Source organism: Noviherbaspirillum album (assembly GCF_035916955.1).
Classification (GTDB): domain Bacteria; phylum Pseudomonadota; class Gammaproteobacteria; order Burkholderiales; family Burkholderiaceae_D; genus Noviherbaspirillum; species Noviherbaspirillum album.
In genome coordinates this window covers 44,328-65,256 of record NZ_JAWIIV010000007.1, presented here as the reverse complement: position 1 = coordinate 65,256, position 20,929 = coordinate 44,328, and the positions used below count along the sequence as shown (strand labels likewise).

The following is a 20,929-nucleotide window of genomic DNA, read 5'->3' as shown; positions in this document are numbered from 1 at the left end:
CACATGACTGCCAATGCAAGCTATTTCATCGATCGCGCCGCCGCGGAAAAGGCGGTGAAGCTGAGCCTGCCGATGATCACCGAAGCCATGAAGCAGAAGGAAGTCGGCGAAAGCGGCTTCCTGTATATCGTGGTGATGGACCCGCTGCGCACCCCGGCCAACTCTTCATTCGAGGAAGCGGTGCTGTATGAGCACGCGGTCGGCGACCGCGAGAAATGGGATGCCGACTATGCCGGCTTTGCCCGCGCCAAGGCTGCGATTGCATGGCGCACCGGCATGGATGGCCACATGGTGCAGGAACTGCGTCCCCACCTGCTGGCGGCAAAGGATACGGTGCTATGGGGCAGCGTGGTGGTCGACGGCATCACGGTCGGCGTCAGCGGCGCCAATGCCTGGTACGACGAAGCCTTCGCCGGAACGGTCGCGATGTGCCTGCGCGCGCTCGCCAAGGCGGGCATCACCGAAGCACGGAGCAAGGGTCTGTTCCTTCAACCGAAATAGCAGCTCCGCCGGAAGGTCCCATGTCCGCGCCGGCCGCCGGGGGCGGACCGCTCAACCGAGCGTATAGAACACCAGCCTGGACTGGCCGGCATCGAAATACAGCGCATGCCATGGCAATGCCACGACCGCGCTGTTTCTCCTTTTGGCCAGCATCACGTAGCGCAGCTGGTGCGTGACGGCATCGATCATCAGGCGATCCACGATACCGATGCGCTGGCCGCTGGCGGTTACCACCGGGCAGCCGTGCAGCAGGTCGGCGGTGCTCGACTCGTGCGCGCCGAGCGGCACGAAGCGCGCCGGTCCGCTGCGCGGTCGGGGATGTCTGGGACGTCTTCCTACAGTGATTTGCATGATGGCTCCTGCTTTCCCGCTGTTTCAGTTTTGCATGTCGGCTGCTTCATCTCCGCGCGAGTGAGGCTGCGGCTCCAGGGCGCGTTCCGCACCGACGGCTTTCCGCCTTTGCATATACCCTTCTTTCATCTTCATCTTTCATTTGCGCTGGGGCGCCGGCCCCTCGGTCCAGCTCTCCCGGCGAGAACCCACCACGCCCAGCGCGCCGCCGCCGATGCCGATGGCCAGCGCCAGCGCCACCGCGAGGAAGACCACCCACGCGGCCGTGCCGGCGTTCTGCATCACGTTCTCGGCCCTTGCCTTGCCCTGCGGAGAAGCGGCGCCGGACGAGCCGGACAGGATCAGGGCCTGGTCGACGATGGTTTCGGCGCGCATCTGCTCCACGCCCAGCGTGCTGATCACCAGCTGCACCGCCTGGTCGCGCTGGCCGGCCTTCAGCAATTGCTGCAGCTGGCGCATCGCCTGCGGATCGATGCGTCCGCCTTGCGCCCGCATCAGCGACGACAGCGGTGATTCGCCCGCCGCCACGCTGGCCTGAGCAAGCTGGCTCATGTTGTTGAACACCCCGCTCACCAGCGCGCCGCCGACTGACGTCGCCAGGACGGCAAACATGATGGTGGTAACCGCCCAGGAAACCGCCCCGTGCAGCACGCCGTCCGCGCGGCGCTTCAGGCCCGACATGCGGGCCGCGACATAGCCGCCGAAGAAGGCGGCGACCAGCATGCTGAAACCGGTCCAGAGCAGTGGCCCCATGCTCAGCGTTTCCCCCTCGCTCGGCTGTATCGACGAAAAGCCGACGGCAATGCCAAGCAGGGTCAATGCCAGCTGGATGGAGATGCCGACGGCCACCCCGGCGAAGACCGCGCCCCAGCGGATGGCCGGCAACACAGGCCGCCGCACGTTGTATTCGCCAACCTCCACCCGGTGAACAGTTTCACCTCGCGCGGCAGGGTTTTCATTGATTGCCATGTTCTTATTTCCTTATGGACTGATAAAACGGGACTCGCTCCGCCGTGCATGCTCCCCGCACATCCCGTTTCACTTTCAGGCAAAGGCAACATCCATGCCAAAACTTCCGGGCATGCGCAACGGCCCGGAGCCGCATGACAAGTGCAGCCATGAAATGCATACGGGCGAGCGCTTCGCGGGCGCGGCGAGGAACACGTCAGGCTGGAGACGGTACTTCCTCGACGGTATCGATCGCGGCCTTCATGCGGCGCAGAAATTCGCGGCGTATCCGCCATTGCTTCGCCGGCCGCACCTTGATCCGGCATCGAACGGCGACGGCCGCATCCTCCACTTTCTCGACGCCGGCAATGTCGATGTCATCGAGAATCATCGGGCTGAGCACGGGGTCGGCACGCATGGCTCCGCTGACCTTGTGCATCAGTTCGAATACCCGCTCCACGTCATCCTGGCGCTTGATGTTCATGTCGATGACCGCGTAGGCAAAACCGCGGCTGCGGTTGGTCACCACGGTGATCATGCTGTTGGGAATGAAATGCACGGCGCCGTCGTAGTCGCGCATGCGGATATGGCGCAGCGTGACGCGCTCGACAACTCCGCCCTTTCCCGCGGCTTCGATCACGTCGCCTTCGCTGACCTGATCTTCGATGAGAAGGAACAGGCCGGTAAAAAAGTCCTTCACCAGGCTCTGCGCGCCGAAGCCGACGGCAATGCCGGCGACGCCGGCCGTAGCCAGGATGGGCGTCACCGAGATGCCGATCAGCCCCAGCGTCAGCATGATGGACACGCCGACGATGACAATGGTGGACGTGTAGCGGAACACGCTCATCAGCGTTTCCACACGGCGCGCATCGTCCGGCCCGGCGCGGACGAGCAGCCTCGAGTTGAGCAGCTTGAGCACGCGGCGGATCAGGCGCAGCGCCAGCCAGGCGAGGAACCATATCAGCAGCATGTTGAACCAGGGCCGCACTACATCGACCCACTGTCTCATGACGTCGGGTTCCATTGCCATCGGATGTTTGCTTGGTTTGAGTTGAGGGAATGAAGGCCATGCGCCGCCATGGCGGCGGCATCAGGCCGATGTTCACATGGATTGCGGAAGCGCTGGATGACGTGCTTCAAGGAAGGTGTGCGTCGGAAGGTGTGCGTCGGAAGGTGTGCGTCGGAAGGTGTGCGTCGGAAGGTATGCGCTGGGCACACCCTCCCTGAAACACTACTGCATGGGAAACACTATACCGCCGCCGGGCGGGATCTTAGCGGAACCGCTCGACGATCACTCCGTTTTCAAGGCGCACGCGCTCGCCGACCTGAACTCCCGGCTGCACGTCCTGCACCAGCGTCTGCACGGAACCATTGTCCATGCGCACCGCCACGCGATAGGTGTCGCCGGTGCCGCCGCCGCTCGAGTTGCGGGTCATTGCGCGTCCGGCCAGCGCGCCGCCGGCAGCACCCGCGACAGTGGCGGCCGTGCGGCCGCTGCCGCTGCCCACCTGGTTGCCAAGAACGCCGCCCACGACCGCGCCGGCCACCGTGCCCACGCCGGGGCTCATGCCGCCGGACGCTGCCTGGCCCGGCACGACGTCGATCGCCTGCACCACGCCATAGCCTGTGGTGCTGCTAGTGGTCGAGGTGACCGGAATGGAACTCGATGTCGTCGTGATGGGATAGGAACTGGTCGATGCGGTGTTCGGGCTGCTGCCGCAGGCCGCGAGCATGAGGGCCGCAAAGCCTGCGGCGACGGGTTTGGCAAACTTGATCTTGTTGTTCAACATGATTGATCTCCTATTCTGTTTATGCTGTTTCCGGGAGAGCCGTTCCGCACATTGCATCATTCCCGATGGAATAGATACGCCGTCGTAGAGCTGGCCACTGCCCGAAAAATATGCAGTTCTTATGCCAGATCGCAAACAGACGCTCAGCTCGCGCCCCAAAACCGGAAACGCGGCCAGCGCGCGGCCGGTCTATGTTCTATGTTTTTACATACCACCCCTCGCAGTTTTTACACGCACCCGCATTTTTTACTTGAAACATTTTGCGATCACGCGGCGACGGTCCGGACAATGATTGGGCCTCGAAGGCATGAGCACATTGAGGCAGTGCAATGGTGAGCTGGGTACATCCTTTGCTTTAAATGCAATGCAGCCAAACAATAATTTCACACCATCAAGACTATGCGAAAAATTGCCCTTATCAGCGAGCACGCTTCCCCCTTGGCCCATCTCGGCGGCATCGACAGCGGAGGACAGAACGTCTATGTCGGCCAGCTGGCCAGGCAGCTTGCCAGGCTGGGCTATCTCGTCGACATCTTCACCCGCCGCGATAGCGAGACCCAGGACCAGGTGGTCGACTGGCAGCCCGGCATCCGCGTCATCAACGTGCCCGCCGGACCGGCCTATTACATACCCAAGGAGCAGATGCTGCAGTACATGGAGCAGTTCGGCCGCTTCATGATCCGCTTCGCGCGCCGCGAGAAGGCGCCTTACGATCTGCTGCACGCCAACTTCTTCATGTCGGGCATGGTGGCGCAGCAGGTGCGCAAGTCGCTCGGCATTCCCTTCGTGATGACCTTCCATGCGCTGGGCCGCGTGCGCCGCCTCAGCCAGAAGGAAGCCGATGCCTTTCCGGATGTGCGCTTCGCAATCGAGGAACGGCTGATGCAGGAAGCAGACCGCATCATCGCGGAGTGCCCGCAGGACCAGCGCGACATGGAGCTGCTGTACGGCGCGCCCGGCGACCGCATCGATGTCGTGCCGTGCGGATTCGATCCCGAAGAGTTCTGGCCGGTCACGCTGGATGCGCGCCGCCAGCTGGCGCTCGACCAGGATGAATTCGTCGTTCTACAGCTTGGCCGCATGGTGCCGCGCAAGGGTGTCGACAATGTCATCCGCGCCACCGCCATCCTGCGCCATCAATACCAGGTGCCGGTGCGGCTGCTGGTAGTGGGCGGCAACGCGGAGCAGCCCGATCCCGCGGCCACGCCGGAACTCGGCCGCCTGATGGCGCTGACGCACGAACTCGGCATCGAACAGTGCGTGACCTTCACCGGCCAGCGCCAGCGCGCGCAGCTGCGTTATTTTTACAGCGCCGCGAATGTCTTCGTCACCACGCCCTGGTACGAGCCTTTCGGCATCACGCCGGTGGAAGCGATGGCGTGCGGCACGCCTGTGGTGGGCACCGCGGTGGGCGGCATCAAGACCACCGTGGTCGACGGCGAGACCGGCTATCTGGTCGAGCCCAACAATCCCGAACAGCTGGCCGAGCGGCTTGCCTGGCTGCATCGCCATCCGCACATTGCCCAGCGCATGGGCTGGGCCGGAATGCGCCGCGCCTACCAGCACTTCACATGGCGCAATGTCGCATCCAGTGTCGCGGCCGTTTACGAAAGCGTGCTGGAACCGGCAACCGCCTATTCGATGCGGCCGCGCGTCGCGGCTGCGGGCGAGCTGAGCCTGCGCGGCTAGTCGGCCCGTGCCACAGCAACGCGGCAATCATTGAAGCAGGCACCCTCATTCATTCAGAGAGAGCAGGAGAACCGGTGGCATCGCACCGCGATGCCGTTTGCATCAACAACCATCGAGCCTGGACGGCGTAGTCTCGACGACAGGTTCAACTTGACGGAGTAGGAATTGAGCGACGTAAAAGTATCCAGCTATGTAGCAGACCCGGCCGAAGCACAGCAGCTTGCCGGCAAGATCGTTCTCGTGACCGGCGGCGCCAGCGGCCTCGGCGCTGCGCTATGCCATGTGCTCAGCTCGTCGGGTGCGACCGTGGTGGTCGGCGACCTCAACCTCGACAAGGCACAGACGGTGGCCTCGCTGCTGGAAGAGGCCGGCGCCAAGGCGCATGCAATCGGCTTCAATGTCGGCGATCCGGTGGCGGCCGAACGCGCGATCGAAGAATCCGTCAGCCGCTTCGGCCGCCTCGACGTGCTGATTAACAATGCCGGCACCGACGTCACGCTTCCCATCGAGGAACTGTCCTTTAACGATTGGGACCGCGTCATGCGCACCAACCTGTACGGCCCCTTCCTGCTGTCGAAATACGCGGCCCGCCACATGAAGGACGGCGGCCAGATCGTCAATATCGCCTCCACCGCCGCCAAGCGCGCCTGGCCGAACGCATCGGCCTACCACGCCAGCAAGTGGGGCCTGCTCGGCCTGTCGCATGCGCTGCATGCCGAACTGCGTCCGCGGAAGATCAAGGTCACCGCGGTGTTGGCCGGCGGCATGCGAACACCGTTTCTGCTCGACCGTTTCCCCGACATCGATATCAACACGCTGCAGGATCCGGTGAACGTGGCCAAGGCGGTCAAGGGCGTGCTGCTGCTGCCCGAGCAGACGGTGATACCGGAAGTCATGGTCCTGCCGATGCAGGAGTCATCCTGGCCGTAAGCGGCGGAGGCCGGGCGGCGGCGATTCGTCGCCCGCCCCCGACAGCTTCTGATCTCACCCGCCAGCAACGAACCACGAATGAGACCGGCGACGGCCGGCGCCGCACCCCATGACAAACAGCAAGCGTGCCATATTTCTCGACAAGGACGGCACCCTCGTCGAAGACGTTCCCTACAACGTCAATCCGGAGCTGATCGAACTCACCTGGCATGCCGGCCAGGCGCTGCAGATACTGCAGGAGCTCGGCTTTGCGCTGATCGTCGTCACCAACCAGGCCGGCGTGGCCAGGGGGCTGTTCACCGAGGCGGCGCTGGGACCCGTGAATCAGCGCCTGTCCGACCTGCTCGCCCAATACGGTGTCCGCCTCGACGGCTTCTACTACTGCCCGCATCATCCCGAAGGGGTGGTCGGACGCTATGCGGTGCCTTGTACTTGCCGCAAGCCCATGCCCGGCATGCTGCTGCGCGCGGCCAGCGAGTTGGATGTCGACCTGTCGCGTTCGTGGATGATCGGCGACATCCTGCATGACGTCGAAGCCGGCCGCCGCGCCGGATGCCAGACCGTGCTGATCGACAACGGCAACGAGACCGAATGGAAATTGTCGCCGCAGCGCACACCGCACCACAGCGCGCCTGATCTCTATACCGCGGCCACCATGATCGCCGCCATCGAGCGGGAGGGCGTTGCCGGCGGCGAAGCCGCAACCCAGTGATATCGAAGCCGCGACCCAGTGATATCGAAGCCGCAACCCAATAATTGAAAGCCGGGCGTCAGTCGCCAGTCTTTAGGCCTGCCGGCAAGTCAAGCGAACAGAACAGCATGAAACAATGGAACGACGTGCGGCGGATTCTCTGCATCCGCCTCGATTACATGGGCGACGTGCTGATGAGCACGCCGGCCATCCGGGCATTGAAGCAATCCCATCCGGGCAGCAGCATCAGCCTTCTCACCTCCAGCAGCGGCGCCATCGCCGCCAGGCATGTGCCCGAGATCGACGAGGTGATCGAGTATGCGGCGCCCTGGATGAAAAGCAGCATCGCGCATTCGCCGGCGGACGATATGGCCATGATCGCGCGGCTGGCGCAAGGCGGCTACGATGCCGCCGTGATCTTCACCGTCTACAGCCAGAATCCCCTTCCGGCCGCGATGATGTGCTATCTCGCCGGCATACCGCTGCGCCTTGCACACTGCCGGGAAAATCCCTACCAGATGCTGTCGCACTGGGTGCGCGATCCCGAACCCGACGAAACCGTAAGGCATGAAGTGCGGCGTCAGCTCGACCTGGTGGCAAGCATCGGCGCGGCCACCGACGACGAAAGAATGTCGTTCGCAATACCGCCCCAGGACATGGAAGCCGCACGCAACCTTCTCGGCGCCATCGGCGTCGGCCGCGATCAACCGTGGATCGTCATGCATCCTGGCGCCACCGCGCCATCCCGGCGTTATCCGCCGGCGCACTGGAAGGCGGCGGCGCTCGATCTGTCGGAGCGGCTCGGCTGTCCGCTGCTGTTCACCGGCAGCCGCGAAGAAGCCGCGCTGATCGATGAGATCCGCAATGGCTTGCCGCAAGCTTTCTCGCTGGCAGGCAAGCTCAGCCTGGGCGAACTTGCGGGCGTGATTTCCCTTGCGCCCCTGCTGATTTCCAACAATACCGGTCCGGCACACCTCGCGGCGGCGCTCGGCACGCCGGTGGTCGATCTGTATGCATTGACCAATCCCCAGCACACGCCGTGGCAGGTGGCAAGCCGGGTGCTCTACCATGACGTGCCCTGCCGCAACTGCTACAAGAGCATCTGCCCGCAAGGACATCATCACTGCCTGACCAAGGTGCAACCGCGTCAGGTAGTGGAAGCCGCGCTGGAATTGCTGCATGCCGCCCCGCCGCATTGCACCCGCATCGAGCCGGCGCGGGTCCTGCATGTCGCATAGGAAATTCCTCCCTGTACGTTTTACCAGCGATTGCAAAATTGGAGCCGCGTTTTCCCCGCCGAGCGGCACCTCCCGCCGGGCGGCTGCGGCCCCGGATCTTGGCATGGAGCTTGCGATAACGACAGCACGTAGCCAATCACAGGAGATCAACATGCCACGCAACGCAACTTCGAAAAGCACCTCCAAATCTTCGAAATCGGCCCAGCATGCCGCATCGAAATCGGCAAGCCTGGATGCCATCAAGCTGCTCATCGCCGATCACCGCATGGTGACCGAACTGTTCGACGAATTCGAGAAAATGAAGGACAAGGGCGACGAGGATGAGGAAGCCAAGCAACTGCTGGTGGAAACCGCCTGCGCCGCGCTGACCATCCATGCGCAGATCGAGGAGGAAATCTTCTATCCCGCGGCGCGCGATGCCATCGATGACATGGACCTGCTGGATGAGGCCGAGGTCGAGCATGCATCGGCCAAGCAGCTCATCAGCGAACTCTCCGCGATGCAGCCCGGCGATGACCTGTATGACGCGAAATTCACGGTGCTCGGCGAATACGTGAAGCATCACATCGAAGAGGAAGAAAAGGAACTGTTCGCCAAGGTCAAGAAGTCGGACCTCGATCTCGATGACCTGGGCGACGAACTGATGCAGCGCAAGCTGGCCTTGCACGAAGAGCTCGGTATTCCGCTCGAGGGAGAGGAAATCGAGGAGGAGGAAGCGGCCACGCGTGGCAAGTCGGCTTCCCGCAAGAACGTGCATTGAAGCGAAGCTGGCGCAGTTGTCGATGATGGAAAAACGCCGGAGCCGGCTCCGGCGTTGAAATACATGATGGGGGACGCCAAGCCTGCGCATGCAGGCGGTGCTGTCCCGACAGGCAAGGAAGATCAGGCAGCCGCCTTGTTTTCGATGCTGATGACATCCCGGAAGGAATATTGTGATTCTGCCTGACACGGAACGACAAAGCACATACGCAAGACCGACACATGCCGTCGACATCCTGGCATTCGTCGAAGCTCAGGAAATCCCCTTCGATTATTTTGAAAAACCGTATTACCTGCAGCCGGCGCCTGGCGGTGAACGGGCCTATGCACTGCTGCGCGAAACACTGCAGCAAAGCGGCAAGATCGGCATCGCCTATGTCGTGATCCAGGCGCGCCAGCATCTGGCGGCGTTGGTGCCGGAGGGCCAGTCGCTGGTCCTCAACACGCTGCGCTGGAGCAGCGAGAGCGGATCGCGGCCGCACTTCGGCGTGCCGGAGGAAGACCTGCTGGAAGCGCAGGAGCTGGCCATGATGGCGGCGCCGGTTTCCGTCGGCAGCGAGCTCAGCCGCATGCATGACGAACGCTATCTGTCGGACGATGTGATGGCGCTGGCGGAGCAGTCGCCCGGCTTTCGAAGCTCGCCTGAAATCGTGGTCGAGCAGCTGGATGATTTTTTCGACGACGCCGATGACGAACTCGTCGACGCCTACCTGGGCCAGATCCTCAGGCGCAGCATGCATCCGCGCGCAGCGGGCGTGCGCCGCGGCGGTGCCGCGCATCAGCTGAAGGGTGCGCGCCGGCGCAATGCATGGCGGCGATGAGATGCACGACATGCATGGACTCGCAGGAAGTGCGCGATGTGCGCGATGTGCGTGTCCTGCCTTGCGAGCAGCGCAAGCAATGGATTCTGATCATGATGCCGCGCGATAGCGAGAACGCAAAGCGGCGGCGCATGTCGAACAGATAGCAAGAACGCAGGATTGATGGTTTGTAGTACCGAGGCGAAGCTGTGTGATGTTCGGCTTTCAGGGCAATGCGAATTGCCCTGTTTTTTTGTCCGACGACATTCGGCGGGCAATCCGCATCCGGAATGTGCATCCAGTACGTGCACTCAGTATGTACATCCAGCGCTTTCAGCCAGTACCGGTACCCGCGCCGGGCGTCCATGCCTGGTCGCGACGCTTCGGCCGCCGCTCTTGGTTGCCGCTACTCTTCCCTCTCCGCCCCGCGATAATAATCATGGATCTGGGCGGTCCATGTCGGATCGGCCATGGAAGGCCAGTGCGCCTTGTCGAAGCCTGGGGCGCGGCGCAAACGTTCCTCGTCGATGTCCAGCACCAGGCAACGCCGCGCGGCATCGAGCGTGAAGGCATCCCACGGAATCGCGAACAGTTTGTCGCCGAGGCCCATGATGCCGCCGTGAGACAGGACGGCATAGGCAACGCGTCCGCTCGGCACGTCGATCATGACGGCTTCGATTTCGCCGAGGCGGTCGCCGCGTGGATTGACGACTTTTTCTCCCTGCAGCGATTCGGCCGAGATCACCTGCGGCCCCGGTCCCGTGAAATGCGGCTTGTCGCCGATGATGCGCACCCGGCGCGTGGAATGATGATTGGAATTGGTTTCGGAAGACGTCATGCGCTCTGTCCTGATCAGCGTCCGCTGCTTTGCATGTCGCTGCGCGGCCCGGTTCCCAAACCGCTGGACGGTGCGCCGCTGCCCGGCGCCGGCGCGCCCGATGTCAGCTTGTTGCCGCTCAACGGGCCTCGTCCCACCATGCGGGTCCAGTAGCGGTCGATTTCGCCGCTCCATGCCGGATCGGCCATATCGGGCCACCTGGCCATGTCGAAGCCTGGCGCCTGGCTGATGGTCTCGCGGTCGGCATGCAGGATGTAGTGCCGGCCATTGTCACTGGGTTCAAGCGCCTGCCAGGGGATTGCATGCAGCTTGCGCCCAACTCCGAGAACGCCGCCGAAGCTGACCACCGCATACGCGATCTCGCCGCGTTCGCGGTCGAGTACCAGGTCCTTGATGTTGCCGATCTTTTTTTCCCTGGCGTCGCGCAGCGTAGTACCGATGATCTTGCTGCTTCGATAGAGATGCGCCTGCGGCGGAGCCTTCGCCGAACGAGTGCTCGGGGCGGGGTTGGCGGCAGTAGTGGCAGGCGCTGCGGATTCGCGCCTTTGCTCCTGGGCATGGGCGGTGGCGAACGGCATCAGCATGGCCAGCAGCAGCGCGGCGGGAATGGGCTTCATGATGAGTCTCCGTGAGTCGGCCCAGGTTGGACCCTGCCTCCGGCATGCTGTTCCCGCCGGCAGCAATTGCCGGGACGGCGGCGGGATGATCCCATCGCCCCGCCTCCGTCCCGCCCTGGCATTGGCGTCGGCCGTGGCTCCAGACTTCAGTGCCGTCGCCGCATGTGCACTCCCGCAGATTCATTCGGCCGCGACGGCGCTCTTCCTCTCCACCCACTTGACCGCTTCAGCCGCCTTCTTGCCGGCGATGAATGCATGGTCGGAGTTGTAGTATTCCCATTCGCTGTAGCGGCCGGCCAGGATGATGTCATGCATCGCCAGCCAGGAGCGGATGGTATCGACGTTCCTCGCGCGCGCATGGTCGTAGATCACATAGGCATACGGCATGTCGGCCTCATTGGCGACGATGACCTTGTCATCCCCGCGGAAGATGCCGACCTTGATGCAATCCTCGATGCAGCGGTCGATCAGCGCCTGGCCGCTCAGCGGCAGCGGCTTGTAGTCAGGCGAATAGCTGATCTCGCAGGTGATGCCAAAACCGCCCGGCGCGTTGCATTCCGGGCTGGCGTTGCCCTGCACGAAAATGCGATGGAACAGCGTCGTGTCTTCCGGATAGTAGATCCAGTGCTTGTCGGTGATGTTTTCCCTTGCCACCGCCAGGTTCACGCAGCGCACCGAGATGTGCTTGAGGCCCGCGGCCGCCTGCTTCACTTCCTCCGGTGCCTCGTCGCCGATGATCCTCACCAGTTCCGGCAAGGGCATGGTGCTGATCAGGCTTTCATATTCATAGCGGCGGCCGTCGGCGAGCGTCAGCAGGTGCTGCTTCGGCGATACGGCGACGATATCGGCACTGAGTTCTATCGTGCCCTTGATATGCGGTACGAAGCCGGACACCAGCGCCTGGAAGCCGCCGCGCAGCGGGTAGCCGAAGCGGGCATTCGGCCCCATCGGCTTCGCCGCCGGTTCCAGCGCGCCGGTAATGATCTGCTCCAGGTCCGGCAGCGGCACCCTGCCGCCCAGCCAGGAGGTTTCCATCTCGGTCAGCGGCACGGCCCACAGCTTGCGGTTGTAGGGAATCGCGAAATGCCTGGCAATCCCCGCGCCCCAGACCTGGTGGATGAATTCCTCGAAATTGGCGGGTCCGCGCTTTTCCAGCGACGCGACGTTTGTGCCGGACAGCGCCACGCCGCCGTCAGCGCAGCAGTCTGCCGCCTTCGCCGTCGACGATACCGTCGCGCCCGGCTTGGCGGCGCCATAGCGGGCTTCCACCGCGCCCATGATGCATTCCTTCACCACCTCGGGCGGCAGGCCGTGCAGCGCGCCCTGGAACGGATAGCGGGTATGGACGTTCTTGCTGTAGATCCAGGCTTCCCGGTCCTGCCAATGCACGTTCGATCCTAGCAGGATGTCGTACAGCTCCAGCACATAGGGATCGTCGGAGAACATGATGTGTCCGGCGTGATCGAAGGTGAATCCCTTGTCGCGGATCGAGCGGCACCAGCCGCCCACCATGTCGTTCTTCTCGAACAGCACCGCGTCATGGCCGAGATGATAGGCCGCGGACAATCCGGTCGGCCCGGCGCCGATGATGGCCGTCTTGGCGAAGCGGCTGGCTTCGTCGCGGCGCAGCAGGTTGACGTTGGGCGCCTCGCTTTCATCGATCGCCACCGGTACGGCGGCCGGCTCGATGAGCGGAATGTCCTGGCGTCGCGGAGTGATGTCGATCAGCGCGCGCATCTGCTCGACGGTCGAGTCCCAGGAGGTGGCGGCCAGCACGCGGCGCATGCCCTCGACCTTGCGCGCATGCTCTTCGGGCGGCGCCAGCAGCGCCGCTTCGCAGGCGGCGATGAAGCTTTCGGCATCGCCGGCGATGGCAACGATGTCGCTGTAGCAGGACGCCACGTCGGTGACCGGCGTGCTGACGATGGGCAGCTCCGCCGCCATGTATTCGAGCGTTTTGGTCGGGCTGATGAAGCGCGTCGATTCATTCATCGCGAACGGCAGCAGGCAGACATCCCAGCCGGCGAGGAATTGCGGCAGCGCCTCGTAGGGCTGCTGTCCGAGGTAGTGGATGTTGGCACGCTGCGGCAGCGTGGCGGGATCGATCTTCACCACCGGACCCACCAGCACGATCTGCCACATTGGATGCGCATCGGCCAGGCTGCCGAGCAGGTCCACGTCGAAGCGCTCGTCGATCACGCCGTAGAAGCCCAGGCGCGGGCCGGGAATCTCGCGGTGCGCCGGGTGCGAGTTGGTGCGGTCCAGTGCCTGCACGAAGTGCGCGCGGTCGACGCTGCTTGGGAAGCAATGCACGTTCGGATGCCGGTCGCGCTTGGAGCGGTACAGGCTCTGTCCGCCGGTGAAGACGAGATCGGCCACCTTCAGCAAGGCGCTCTCCCTCTGGAGAAGTTGCTTGGGCGCGTTCTTGAAAGCAGCCAGCTCATCCATGCAGTCGTAGACCACCAGCCGCGGCTTGAGCTCCTGCAGCAGGGGCAGCGCCATCGGCGTGTAGAACCATGCGAGATGGTCATCGTAGTCGCGCACCAGCTCGCGCAGCAGCTTCTGCAGGTGCGGCAGCTGATCGTCATGAAAACCCGGCATGGCGACCGGCGTATGCGGCTGGCATACCAGGATGTTGGGGGCCGGCGAATAGGTCTTGAGGAAAGTCCGTTCCGTGTCATGCACCGGCTCTTCGACGATCACGATCGGATAGTGCCTGGCCAGGCGTGACAATAGATGCTGCGGACGCTGGAATACGAAATCCCAACGCAGGTGAGAGAAGACAATGATTGCAGAAGCCATGCTATCTCCTTGCCGTCAGGGCAGAAAAATGGTCAGGAAGGGATTTGCCGTGTCGGATGCGGCGTGGAAGACCATCCGCGGCGGCACCGGATGCCGCCCGCATCGCGTGAATGCGCACGCGGCTCCGGCGACGGAACCGTCATGCTGCAAGCTGTGTCGATGCGTGTAATCGGATAAGTCCATTTTCATTTCAGATGAGCCGGTGCGTAACCGTGTGTTCGTGCGTTCGTGTGTTCGTGTGTCGCTTGTGCGTTGTTCGTGCGTCGTTCGTGCATCTATCCGTTTTCGCACCTGTACCTGTATTTGCATGTACGGGCAGCGCCGGCCCAAATCGATTCGTGCCGGCGGCAGACATGCCTGCCGCAACCGACGGAAATGCGCTTGTCCGCAGCGGTCGTCTGGGGACCGCCGGAAGGCGTGCGATTGAACGTCATGCGACGTGCGTCCGCGCAATGAATACCCCGGGGTCAGTCCCGGAATATCAGGGAAAGCACAGGCAAACTCCATGCCGAAAAGTGCGACTTCGCGCCACATTGGCGGAGGCCGATGCCGCACGATGGCTGCAGCGTGGCAAGCCACGGCGCCCGATGCGCGACGCCGCCTTTCCCGGCATGCCATCGCAGACCGGCGATGGCATCGAGGCCAAGGGGAAGCGCACCGTCCGCATTTCGAATCGGTATTGTTTTTCGATATCGGCTTTGATGCGCATGAAATGCATTCGGAAAGGCATTCGAAAAAGCTCACACGTCGGCGCCCGCATGATCACGGAGCACTTGAGGGACCGTGTCGCATGCAGGGTGCAACCGGCCCTGCATACTATACGTATCGAGATAAGGTACGCGATGATCTTGCGCAAATTGCCACAGGTTGTGATTGCCTCGGCATGTTTCATGCTCTCAACGAGATAAATAATTTGCCACATCCTTCGCAGGCCTGTTCAGGCACTGAAGGATGCGGACGGGATGCGCAAAAGAAACCGGGCCGGTGCATGTAAAAAATGGTAGACGCTTGTAACGCTTACCTTCAGTCCGGGACAGCCCGGCGCCGCAATGTTCGCCTAGTCGGTGCGACGCAGTCGGACGAATCAGCGCTGGAAGCGGCGGCTGTTACCGCAGGCGCCTTCGGTATTGGCGTTGCATGCTTCGGCGGCATGATGAAGAGGCAGCGTTGGTCCATGCCTGCCGCACGAAGTCTTGCTGCGGCTCAAATGCATCGGCTAAGTGGACTGCGATTCCCCAGTGCAAGCGCAACCCCGCTTTCTAAAATGAAGACGGAAACGTCTTTACCAATATACGAATACAGCCGCGCGCTCTGAAGGAGCCGGCCCTTTTCCATGACGGGGAAGCGCCGCGCCGGGCTTGCGGACCAAGGAGCAGTTTTGATGAGGGATATGTCGAGCAATCATGTCGTACCGATTCACCGCAATGAACACTCGCCATCCTCGAGCCGCGTTGAAGGATCGCCCGGGAAGCAACCGGGCCGATCGGAACAGGATGCAATGCATGCACAAACACGCTTTCGCGACATGGTCGACCGCTGCGCGGAAAGCGTCTTCATTGTGCATCATGGCGTGATCGCGGGTTGCAATGCCGAAGCGCGGCGCGTTTTCGGCACGCCGGGCGGCGATGCGCTGGCAGGCCGCGCGCTGGGCGAAGTGCTGCATGACGCGGACGATGCCGACCTGCCGGTCTTGCCGGAGCGCTTGCAGGAGGAATCGGTGAGATGCAGGCTGCTGAGTTCCGGCGGCACGGTCATGGATGCCGAAATTTCGATCATGCCCTGCCATGACGCCGCCGGCAGCATCGAGGCCGGCATCGCCGGCGCGATGCTGGTCTGCATACGCGATGCCGGGGCGCACCAGAGTCTGTCCGCGGCCCTCTTCGAGCAGGACCAGTACCTCAAGCTGATCACCGATACCGCGCCGCTGCTGATTTCCTACGTGGGTCCCGACGAGCGCTATCGCTTCGTCAATCTCGCCTACCAGCAATGGTTCGGGCATGCGCGCGAAGACATCATCGGGCGCTCGGTGCGGGAAGTCGTGGGGGACGCCTACGACATGCTGCAGGGTCACGTGCAGCGCGCCCTGGCCGGCCACGCCGCGCGCTTCGAACTCGACCTCGCCACCCTCGCTGGCGAGCGGCATGTCATTGCCATCTATACGCCGGACCTGCGCGGCGACGGCAGCGTCGCCGGCTTTTCCGCGGTCATTACCGATATCACCGAACGCAGCAAGGGCGAAAAGGCATTGCGCGAGCGGGAACAGCAGCTGCGCCTGATCACCGATTCGCTGCCGGTCTTTATCGCCCAGTGCGATCGCGACTATTACCTGCACTTCGTCAACAAGACCTATGCCGACCGCTTCGGTTTCGATCCGGCCGACGTGATAGGCAAGCGCATACCCGACATCATCGGCGACGAAGCCTTCGCCAATCTGCGGCAGTACATGGACGCGACGCTGCGCGGCGAGCCGCAGGAGCACGAGCTCGGCATTCCGATGGCCGACGGCAGCGAACATTACATGCAGCTGATGTACGTTCCCGAGTACGACGCGGATGGCGAGGTGGTCGGCCTGGTGGCCGCCATCAGCGATATCTCGCGCCTGCGCGACACCGAGGAGAAGCTGCAGCGCCGCGAACTCGAATTCAAGACGCTGGTCGAGAATTCGCCGGACATCATTTCCAGGATCGACCGCGAGATGCGCCACCTGTATGTCAATCCGTCGATCGAAAAGCTGTTCACGCTGCCGCATCAGGCCTACATCGGCAAGACCAAGAGCGAGCTTGGCCTGCCCGAGGATATCGTGCACTGCTGGGACGATGCCGCGCGCAAGGCTTTTGACAGCGGCCAGGAGCAGCGCCTCGAATTCCAGCAGGCCGACGAGCTGCAAACCCGCTATTTCTCCGGCCGGGTGATTCCGGAAATCGATCGCTGGGGCCAGATCGAATCGGTGATCTGCATCGCCTACGACGTCACCGAACGCGCGCGCATGGAAAAGGAAAGGGATGAGCTGCTTGCGCGGGAACGCGCGGCGCGCATTCAGGCGGAAACGGCGGCGCGTGCGCGCGACGAGTTTCTCGCCATCATTTCCCACGAGCTGCGCGCGCCCCTGAACGGCATCCAGAGCTGGGCGCATGTACTCGAAAACTACGTCAAGGATGCCATCGAGATCCCGCTTGCCCAGCGCGCGCTGCAAGGCATCCGGACCGGCATCAACCAGCAGGTGCGCCTCATCGAAGACCTGCTCGACGTTACGCGGATGATGAGCGGCCGCCTGAGGCTGGTGAAGCAGCCGATGGCGCTGCTGCCCGCCCTGCGCTCCGCGGTGGAAAGCGTGGAAAGCGCGGCGGCGGCCAAGCGCATCCAGCTCAGCTGCAATTACCGGATCACCAGCGAACAGATCGAGGGTGACGAGGATCGCATCAAGCAGATCTTCTGGAACCTGCTGTCGAACGCCATCAAGTTCACGCCGGAAGGCGGGCGGGTCTGGCTGACCGCCACGCAGGCGGACAAGCAGATATGCGTGGCCGTCAGCGATAACGGCGCCGGCGTCTCGCCGGAATACCTGCCTAACCTGTTCAACCGCTTCAGCCAGAGGGATACGTCGAGCACCCGTGTTCACAATGGCCTCGGCCTGGGCCTTTTCCTTGTGCGCAACCTGGTCGAACTGCATGACGGCAGCGTCACTGCCGAGAGCGAAGGCGAAGGCAAGGGCACCACGTTCTCCGTGGTCTTCCCTGTGCGGGTGCGCAATGAAACCTACCTCACGGTCGGCCCGCACGACATGGGCGCGGGCCACCTGCCCCTGCCCTCGCTGGAAGGAAAGACCGTGCTTCTGATCGATGACCAGGAAGAAGCACGCGAATCACTGACGGTGGTGCTTGATGCCGCCGGCGCGGAAGTCTTTGCCGCGGCCACTTTCGGCCAGGCGGCGGAATGGCTGGCGTCGCGCGCGCCTGGCGAATATCCGAATGTGCTGATTTCCGATATCGCAATGCCCGGCGAGGACGGCTATGCGGTGCTCAGGCGAATCCGCGCATGGAGCGCCGCCGATGGCAGCCGTCCTTTGCAGCGCATTCCCGCGCTTGCGCTGACGGCATTCGCGCAGCGCGAGGACCGCATCCGTGCGCTGACCGCGGGCTTCCAGATGCATGTGACCAAGCCGGTCGCTCCGGAGGAACTGATCATCGTGATCGATACGCTGGCGTCGCGGGATTGACGGCTGGCTTCAGGTGAGAGCTATGCGGGACAGCGCACGGTGTGCGCTCCGCCCGCGCAAGCTGATCTGTTTCATGCCGAGGTGTTTCATGCCGAGCAGCCTGCAAGCTGCGAGGTGAAACGCCGGATGAACTATAAAGGACACTCCTCCCCTTTCAAGGGGGAGGTTGGGAGGGGGATGGGTTTCCTTGCGCCTATCGCCAGGTCTTAGTGATAAGAATCACTGCTGCCATGCATCGACGACGATTCGTCCTTCTTCTGCACGTTACCCTCGTAAGGCCCGTACTCTTCCAGCCGGTTGTACAAGGTCTTCAGGCTGATCCCGAGAATATCGGCGGCACGCTTCTTCACGCCGCCGCACAATTCCAGCGTCGCATAGATGAGCTTGCGGTCGACGTCGGCCAGTGAAGTGCCGACTGGGATCGCCAGCGTAAGTCCAACCGGCGATTGGGTGGTGATCACCGGCGCCAGCGCGGCCGCGTCGATGATGTGATCGGACAGGATGAAGGCGCGCTGCATGTAGTTGCGCAGCTCGCGCACGTTGCCCGGCCAATGGTAATTGCTCAGGCAGGCCAGTCCGTCCGGCGACAATACCTTGCTGGTGCCATGCGCGGTATTGAGCTCGTCGAGAAAGTGCTGCGCCAGCAATTCGATGTCGCCGCCGCGCTCGCGGAGCGGCGGAATCTTCAGCGGGAAGACATTGAGACGGTGGTACAGGTCCAGGCGCAGCTTGCCTTCGGCCACGGCGGCCTCTGGATCGCGGTTGCTTGCCGCGATCACCCGCACGTCGGTATCGATTTCCTGATTGCTGCCGATACGCATGAACGATCCGGTTTCCAGCACCCGCAGCAGCTTGACCTGCAGTTCGACCGGCATTTCGGTAATTTCATCGAGGAAGAGCGTGCCGCCGTTGGCGCGCTCGAAGTAACCCTTGTGCTGGCGATCGGCGCCGGTGAAGCTGCCCTTCTCATGGCCGAAGATTTCGCTTTCGATCAGCTGCGGCGAGATCGCGCCGCAGTTCACCGGCAGGAAGGGATGCTTCTGGCGCAGGCTGAGTTCATGGATGGTCTGCGCCGCCATTTCCTTGCCGGTACCGCTTTCGCCGAGCAGCAGCACGGTGGCCTCGGTCGGGGCCACGCGGCCGATATGGTTGTACAGCTTCTGCATGGAGGGCGCCGCGCCCAGCATCTGGCCGAAATGCCCGAGCCGACGCAATTCGCTGCGCAGCACGCCGATCTCTTCCTTCAGATCCACGGTGCGGGGTATGCGCGACAGCAGTCCCTTGAGGCGCTTGAAATTGATCGGCTTGGTCAGGTAGTCCGCAGCGCCAAGCCGCAAGGCTTCCACCGCCGTTTCCACGCTTGCGTGGCCGGTGATGAGGACGATCTCGGTGGTTGCGCGCGCCTCGATATCGTTGAACAGATCCATGCCGTTGCCATCCGGCAGTTTGAGATCGATCAGCACCACATCCGGGCGCTGCAGCATGATCTGGCTTTGCGCATCCCGGATGCTTCCCGCAGTCGCGGTGGTGAATCCCTCGGCGGTCGTGATGGCCGCCAGCGCTTCACGAGTGTTCAGGTCGTCATCGACGATGAGTACATGTGGCATATGTCAAATTTTCTCTCACGGTTGCACCGATGGGCACGCGCCCATACAGCAATTGACAGCAGCAGCCGCGCGAAGTGCACTCGGCTGATGTCCGTCATGGTCCGCATGCTGTCGCCCTGGGAAATCGAGGGGGTGCGGAACTGTTGAATTCTTGTTGGAAATCGTTAGAAGAAAGTCGATGGCCGGAAACGGCCGGCGCTGCTGAATACCGAGCTACCGAATCTTCAGCATACGCCGTTGAGCGGTATTGTCCAAGTACGCATATGTTTCATTATTGACCGAAAGCAGTAACCCGACGGTTTGCACGAGATGGTTTGACGAATCTCGTTCGCGCGGGAATTCGAGAACGCCCGTCGTCGGGGATTCATGACGGCATCGTTGGGATGCGACATGACCTAGTTCAATTCGTGGGAGATGGTCGATGGTCGATTGTGGAACCCGCGCGGAAGGCCGATGCGCAGGTGGCGCGAGGCCAGCCTGCGCATGCGGATGTCTTGCTGTAATGATGCGGAGTCCGGAAGGCTTACTTCGATCCTGTGCCGGAACCGGTGCCGCCTGTGCCTGTACCGCCGGCACCGCCTGCACCCGAGCCGGAGGAGCCCATGGAGCCTGCGCCGCTGGAACTGGTGCCCGATGCGCCGCTGCCGCCCGATGTGTCGCCGGCACGGCGATCGCAACCCACTGCAGCCATGCTCAGCGCAGCGACGACCAGCAGGATCTTCGATGTGGACTTGAGTGAATTCATGCTCGTTCCTTTCAAAAAAATTAACGTTGTTATGTCTCGTACTTGACCGTGCCTTTCAGGATAAGTTCGTCAAGGCTTCTTCGGTTCAGGACTTCCTGCCGAGGCATCTTTTATGCCAAAGGACAGGAATGCTTTTCATCATGCATCGAGCAAGTCTTCTCTTGGGACGTGTACCTACGATGTCGTCTGCGGTGGATATTCCCAGGCAGTCATTCGTAAAATTTTCTGGAGCGGTGTAAGCCTTACAGCAGGTGGAACCCTCAAATAATTACTTATGAGCGGCCGGGTCGATAGATAAATTTGTGAATGGTTTTTCGACGCAATGCATTAGAGTAGACAGACGGTTTTTGCATGTTCGTGTATTGTTAGCCTCCTCATGCCGCTGTGACGTCATGCCCTGTCCAGCC

Annotated in this window: 18 protein-coding genes; 9 read left to right on the top strand and 9 right to left on the bottom strand. The window is 62.5% G+C overall.

Going from position 1 to position 20,929, the window contains the following annotated elements; translation table 11 throughout:
• The first annotated feature begins 3 nt into the window (after nucleotides 1-3).
• Entirely contained in the window at nucleotides 4-501 is a 498-nt protein-coding gene (locus RY831_RS10385) for a hypothetical protein (RefSeq protein ID WP_326506268.1), read from the top strand.
• 51 nt (nucleotides 502-552) lie between these two features.
• Here RY831_RS10385 and RY831_RS10380 read toward each other — a convergent pair whose 3' ends face one another.
• The 4 genes from RY831_RS10380 to RY831_RS10365 all read right to left on the bottom strand — a co-directional run bounded on the left by RY831_RS10380 (nucleotide 553) and on the right by RY831_RS10365 (nucleotide 3,590).
• A complete protein-coding gene (locus RY831_RS10380; protein WP_326506267.1) occupies nucleotides 553-852 on the bottom strand; it encodes a PRC-barrel domain-containing protein in 300 nt (99 codons plus the stop codon).
• Nucleotides 853-990: 138 nt separating this feature from the next.
• Complete coding sequence (locus RY831_RS10375; RefSeq protein ID WP_326506266.1) at nucleotides 991-1,821, bottom strand: hypothetical protein; 831 nt, start codon at nucleotides 1,819-1,821, stop codon at nucleotides 991-993.
• A gap of 196 nt (nucleotides 1,822-2,017) precedes the next feature.
• A complete protein-coding gene (locus RY831_RS10370) occupies nucleotides 2,018-2,830 on the bottom strand; it encodes a mechanosensitive ion channel family protein (RefSeq protein ID WP_326506265.1) in 813 nt (270 codons plus the stop codon).
• A 241-nt stretch (nucleotides 2,831-3,071) separates the two neighbouring features.
• Entirely contained in the window at nucleotides 3,072-3,590 is a 519-nt protein-coding gene (locus tag RY831_RS10365) for a glycine zipper 2TM domain-containing protein (protein ID WP_326506264.1), read from the bottom strand.
• Nucleotides 3,591-3,989: 399 nt separating this feature from the next.
• Between RY831_RS10365 and RY831_RS10360 the strand changes: the two genes are divergently transcribed.
• The 7 genes from RY831_RS10360 (at nucleotide 3,990) to RY831_RS10330 (ending at nucleotide 9,864) form a co-directional block, all read left to right on the top strand.
• Nucleotides 3,990-5,279 carry a glycosyltransferase family 4 protein gene (locus RY831_RS10360; RefSeq protein WP_326506263.1) on the top strand — a complete coding sequence of 430 codons (1,290 nt, stop codon included), beginning with the start codon at nucleotides 3,990-3,992 and terminating at the stop codon, nucleotides 5,277-5,279.
• A 165-nt stretch (nucleotides 5,280-5,444) separates the two neighbouring features.
• On the top strand, nucleotides 5,445-6,209 hold the full coding sequence (locus RY831_RS10355) for an SDR family oxidoreductase (protein ID WP_326506262.1): 765 nt from the start codon (nucleotides 5,445-5,447) through the stop codon (nucleotides 6,207-6,209).
• A gap of 109 nt (nucleotides 6,210-6,318) precedes the next feature.
• A complete protein-coding gene (locus tag RY831_RS10350; RefSeq protein WP_326506261.1) occupies nucleotides 6,319-6,921 on the top strand; it encodes a D-glycero-alpha-D-manno-heptose-1,7-bisphosphate 7-phosphatase in 603 nt (200 codons plus the stop codon).
• 107 nt (nucleotides 6,922-7,028) lie between these two features.
• Nucleotides 7,029-8,138 carry a lipopolysaccharide heptosyltransferase II gene (gene waaF / locus RY831_RS10345; RefSeq protein ID WP_326506260.1) on the top strand — a complete coding sequence of 370 codons (1,110 nt, stop codon included), beginning with the start codon at nucleotides 7,029-7,031 and terminating at the stop codon, nucleotides 8,136-8,138.
• Nucleotides 8,139-8,289: 151 nt separating this feature from the next.
• Nucleotides 8,290-8,898: a hemerythrin domain-containing protein gene (locus tag RY831_RS10340; protein ID WP_326506259.1), complete on the top strand. Its 609-nt coding sequence runs from the start codon at nucleotides 8,290-8,292 to the stop codon at nucleotides 8,896-8,898.
• Between the two features lie 172 nt (nucleotides 8,899-9,070).
• On the top strand, nucleotides 9,071-9,718 hold the full coding sequence (locus RY831_RS10335; RefSeq protein ID WP_326506258.1) for a Ku protein: 648 nt from the start codon (nucleotides 9,071-9,073) through the stop codon (nucleotides 9,716-9,718).
• A gap of 14 nt (nucleotides 9,719-9,732) precedes the next feature.
• Entirely contained in the window at nucleotides 9,733-9,864 is a 132-nt protein-coding gene (locus RY831_RS10330) for a hypothetical protein (protein ID WP_326506257.1), read from the top strand.
• Between the two features lie 239 nt (nucleotides 9,865-10,103).
• Here the strand turns inward: RY831_RS10330 and RY831_RS10325 are convergent, their stop codons facing one another.
• The 3 genes from RY831_RS10325 to RY831_RS10315 form a co-directional block, all read right to left on the bottom strand.
• Nucleotides 10,104-10,535: a PRC-barrel domain-containing protein gene (locus RY831_RS10325; protein WP_326506256.1), complete on the bottom strand. Its 432-nt coding sequence runs from the start codon at nucleotides 10,533-10,535 to the stop codon at nucleotides 10,104-10,106.
• A gap of 14 nt (nucleotides 10,536-10,549) precedes the next feature.
• A complete protein-coding gene (locus tag RY831_RS10320) occupies nucleotides 10,550-11,152 on the bottom strand; it encodes a PRC-barrel domain-containing protein (protein WP_326506255.1) in 603 nt (200 codons plus the stop codon).
• 180 nt (nucleotides 11,153-11,332) lie between these two features.
• A complete protein-coding gene (locus tag RY831_RS10315) occupies nucleotides 11,333-13,954 on the bottom strand; it encodes an FAD-dependent oxidoreductase (RefSeq protein WP_326506254.1) in 2,622 nt (873 codons plus the stop codon).
• 1,498 nt (nucleotides 13,955-15,452) lie between these two features.
• Here RY831_RS10315 and RY831_RS10310 point away from each other — a divergent pair.
• Nucleotides 15,453-18,170 (top strand): hybrid sensor histidine kinase/response regulator, encoded by a 2,718-nt coding sequence (locus RY831_RS10310; RefSeq protein ID WP_326506253.1) that lies wholly within the window; start codon nucleotides 15,453-15,455, stop codon nucleotides 18,168-18,170.
• Between the two features lie 206 nt (nucleotides 18,171-18,376).
• Here the strand turns inward: RY831_RS10310 and RY831_RS10305 are convergent, their stop codons facing one another.
• The gene (locus RY831_RS10305) at nucleotides 18,377-19,777 is read right to left on the bottom strand and encodes a sigma-54-dependent transcriptional regulator (protein WP_326506252.1); all 1,401 of its coding nucleotides are present in this window, start codon (nucleotides 19,775-19,777) and stop codon (nucleotides 18,377-18,379) included.
• A 523-nt stretch (nucleotides 19,778-20,300) separates the two neighbouring features.
• Nucleotides 20,301-20,522 carry a hypothetical protein gene (locus tag RY831_RS10300; RefSeq protein ID WP_326506251.1) on the bottom strand — a complete coding sequence of 74 codons (222 nt, stop codon included), beginning with the start codon at nucleotides 20,520-20,522 and terminating at the stop codon, nucleotides 20,301-20,303.
• Nucleotides 20,523-20,929: the final 407 nt, after the last annotated feature.

Bases quoted from the DNA above. Each gene is read 5' to 3' on its own strand.
- RY831_RS10385 (WP_326506268.1), top strand. From the start codon at position 4: ATGACTGCCAATGCAAGCTATTTCATCGATCGCGCCGCCGCGGAAAAG.
- RY831_RS10380 (WP_326506267.1), bottom strand. From the start codon at position 852: ATGCAAATCACTGTAGGAAGACGTCCCAGACATCCCCGACCGCGCAGC.
- RY831_RS10375 (WP_326506266.1), bottom strand. From the start codon at position 1,821: ATGGCAATCAATGAAAACCCTGCCGCGCGAGGTGAAACTGTTCACCGG.
- RY831_RS10370 (WP_326506265.1), bottom strand. From the start codon at position 2,830: ATGGCAATGGAACCCGACGTCATGAGACAGTGGGTCGATGTAGTGCGG.
- RY831_RS10365 (WP_326506264.1), bottom strand. From the start codon at position 3,590: ATGTTGAACAACAAGATCAAGTTTGCCAAACCCGTCGCCGCAGGCTTT.
- RY831_RS10360 (WP_326506263.1), top strand. From the start codon at position 3,990: ATGCGAAAAATTGCCCTTATCAGCGAGCACGCTTCCCCCTTGGCCCAT.
- RY831_RS10350 (WP_326506261.1), top strand. From the start codon at position 6,319: ATGACAAACAGCAAGCGTGCCATATTTCTCGACAAGGACGGCACCCTC.
- waaF (WP_326506260.1), top strand. From the start codon at position 7,029: ATGAAACAATGGAACGACGTGCGGCGGATTCTCTGCATCCGCCTCGAT.
- RY831_RS10340 (WP_326506259.1), top strand. From the start codon at position 8,290: ATGCCACGCAACGCAACTTCGAAAAGCACCTCCAAATCTTCGAAATCG.
- RY831_RS10330 (WP_326506257.1), top strand. From the start codon at position 9,733: ATGGACTCGCAGGAAGTGCGCGATGTGCGCGATGTGCGTGTCCTGCCT.
- RY831_RS10325 (WP_326506256.1), bottom strand. From the start codon at position 10,535: ATGACGTCTTCCGAAACCAATTCCAATCATCATTCCACGCGCCGGGTG.
- RY831_RS10320 (WP_326506255.1), bottom strand. From the start codon at position 11,152: ATGAAGCCCATTCCCGCCGCGCTGCTGCTGGCCATGCTGATGCCGTTC.
- RY831_RS10315 (WP_326506254.1), bottom strand. From the start codon at position 13,954: ATGGCTTCTGCAATCATTGTCTTCTCTCACCTGCGTTGGGATTTCGTA.
- RY831_RS10310 (WP_326506253.1), top strand. From the start codon at position 15,453: ATGCATGCACAAACACGCTTTCGCGACATGGTCGACCGCTGCGCGGAA.
- RY831_RS10305 (WP_326506252.1), bottom strand. From the start codon at position 19,777: ATGCCACATGTACTCATCGTCGATGACGACCTGAACACTCGTGAAGCG.
- RY831_RS10300 (WP_326506251.1), bottom strand. From the start codon at position 20,522: ATGAATTCACTCAAGTCCACATCGAAGATCCTGCTGGTCGTCGCTGCG.